This is a genomic window from Curtobacterium sp. B18 (genome assembly GCF_000333375.1).
In the GTDB taxonomy this organism is placed as follows: domain Bacteria; phylum Actinomycetota; class Actinomycetes; order Actinomycetales; family Microbacteriaceae; genus Curtobacterium.
In genome coordinates, this window is record NZ_BACZ01000417.1 from 1 (window position 1) to 2,028 (window position 2,028).

1 protein-coding gene and 1 pseudogene are annotated in these 2,028 nt (G+C 69.1%); both read right to left on the bottom strand.

Translation table 11 applies throughout. From position 1 onward, the window contains the following. The coding region (locus tag I5E_RS21680) for a glycosyl hydrolase (protein ID WP_022907117.1) at nucleotides 1–1,239 on the bottom strand (1,239 nt) is incomplete at its 3' end. Beyond that, nucleotides 1,232–2,028: pseudogene (locus I5E_RS11485) on the bottom strand (glycosyl transferase family 2); the annotation flags it as partial. The pseudogene I5E_RS11485 and the gene I5E_RS21680, both read right to left, overlap by 8 nt.

Genomic DNA, 2,028 nt, shown 5'->3' on the forward strand with positions numbered 1-2,028 from the left:
CTGCTCGGAGGCGTCACGGTAGTAGCCGCTCATGCCGACCCAGTCCACGTACTCGGCACCCGGGTAGTAGTTCTGCAGGTACTCGAGCGTCTGGTACTTCGTGTTGCCGAGCTTGTCGATGCGGGACGGCGACCAGTCCCAGATCGCGTACTGGTTCGCGCCGTTGTCCTGGAACACCTGCCAGACGTGCTTCCACATCGCGGTGTACGAGCCGGCGGCGTTCTGCTGCTTCGACGATTCGGACCAGTTGTACCACTGGCCGTTCATCTCGTGGTCGAAGCGGATGACGAGCGGCATGCCGTTCGCCTTGAGCGCCTGCGCGTACTGCGTGAGGTAGGCGTCGAACTTGCCCGAGATGATGTCCTCGTTCGTGTACCCGGGGACGTAGGGCTGGTCGTTGCCGGTCTTTGCCGGCACGGACTCCCACGTCATCATCGGCAGGCGTCCGTTCGCCCACGAGCGCTGGACCGCGTTGGCGTTGAAGTCCTGGTCGAAGCCCTGGAAGAAGCCGACCATGTTCGTGGCCTTGCCGACCTCCTTCGAGACCTGGTCGTACTCGGACCAGTTGAAGGGTGACTGCGCCGTGTAGAGGCCGTACCAGCGGGACTGCTGGCCGAGGATCTCCGCCTTGGTGGGCGTGCTGATCGGCGTCGTCGTCGGGTCGGTCGAGGGGCCGGGGTTCGGGTTCGTCACGCCGCCCGAGCCGGAGCCGGAGCCGGAACCGGAGCCCGACCCGCCGGATCCGGAGCCGCCGGACCCGGACCCACCCGAGCCGCCGGACCCGGAGGAACCGGAGCCCGACCCGGAGCCACCGGAACCGGTGGACCCCGAACCGGACCCGCCGGAGGCGGAGTCCGACCCGGACCCGGAGCCCGCCGCCTTCGCCGAACCGAGGTCGGACTGGAGCGACGCGATCTGCGCCTTGAGCGAGGCGATCTGGTCGGCACGCGACCCGGCCTGCGCCGTCGACGAGTCGAGCTTGCCCTCGAGCGCCCAGATCTTCTCCTGCGCTGCCGTGAGCTGCTGCTGGAGCTCCGCGGCCGAGATCTTCTTCTTCGGCGGCGTCACCCCGAGCGCCTGGTGGACCGCGGTCGACACCGAGCCGGCCGGGGAGACCCAGACGTTCCAGGTGATGAGGCCGAGGACGAGGACGATGGCGGTGGTGCCGACCGCGGTGAGCCGTGCGTGCTTGCTGGACTGGGCCCACCAGGCACCTGAGGAGCGGATGAGGTCAGACAATGAGGAAGGCCTCCAGGGCGAAGATCGCGAAGCCGATCAGGTACGGGATCGCGGCGTACGGGTTGTACCGGCGGACCTTCGTCGGCCGGGCGGCGCGCGCGGCAGCCGGTGCGGCGACACCCTCGCGGTCCCGGCGGGTGGCGAGGACCGTCGCGGTGGAGTTGGTCGTCGCGTCGGCACCCGGGTCGAACCCGGTCCGACGGGCGCTGGCCCCGGCGCCGAAGATCTCGTCGAACGCCCGGTCGGCCGCTGCCTGGTCGTCGGTGTACCGCGCCGCGTCGACCGGGCTGACCGGCGTCTGCGTGGCGACGGCCTGCGGCTGCACGGCGTCGGCCGGGTCCTCCTCCATCGGGCCACCGGCGTAGGCGCCGGCGCGGGTCCCCCAGCCGGACGCGTGCGCCAGACGGAAGAAGCCGATGAGCCGGATCGGCATGAGGAAGAACGTCGAGACGATGATGAACATCGGCAGCCGGAAGAAGTCGCTCGGCTTCTCGGCGAGGTGCCGCATCTGCCGGATCGCCATGCTGAGCACCGACGAGACGACCATGAGCGCGGCCACGTAGACGAAGCCGGTCGAGAAGCCGTACTGCTGCAGGATCCCCTGGTACAGGTTCTCGCCCTGCCCGGTGAACGCGCGGTAGATCCAGCCGGCGATCACGCCGAAGAGCATGAACGGCAGGATGATGTCGGTCAGGAAGAACACCGCGAGGATCGGCGCGTGGGCGAGCATCCACGGGAGCATCGGGAGCGTGTTGTACTGCGAACCACGGGCCCAGCGAAGCTGCTGCT